At 26.0% G+C, this 285-nt stretch carries 1 protein-coding gene; it reads right to left on the bottom strand.

Going from position 1 to position 285, the window contains the following annotated elements:
• Window positions 1-122: 122 nt before the first annotated feature.
• The coding region (locus V6251_RS15400; RefSeq protein ID WP_445933627.1) for a cold-shock protein at window positions 123-285 on the bottom strand (163 nt) is incomplete at its 5' end.

Here is a 285-nt window from a genome sequence, read left to right as displayed (position 1 = left end):
ATATAATAAAATGTTTAGTAAAAATTATTTGATAAGCATCTAGAATTTATATTGTATTTTTTTAATAAAAAAAAACCCATTAAGATTATTCTTAATGGGTTTATAATTTAAATTATGGTCGATTATATTTTTTTAACCTTAACTGCATTCATCCCCTCCATCCCTCTTTCAAGCACGACAGACCCTTTATCATTTTCTGCAATTTGATCAATCAATCCACTAACGTGCCAAAAATATTTTTCGTTGTTTTCTGTATCGATAATAAAACCAAAACCTTTAGATGTA

It is taken from the genome of Olleya sp. Ti.3.14 (assembly GCF_038154885.1).
Taxonomy (GTDB): domain Bacteria; phylum Bacteroidota; class Bacteroidia; order Flavobacteriales; family Flavobacteriaceae; genus Olleya.
Note: the sequence above shows the minus strand (reverse complement) of the source record. Positions and strands in the feature narration are given on the sequence as shown.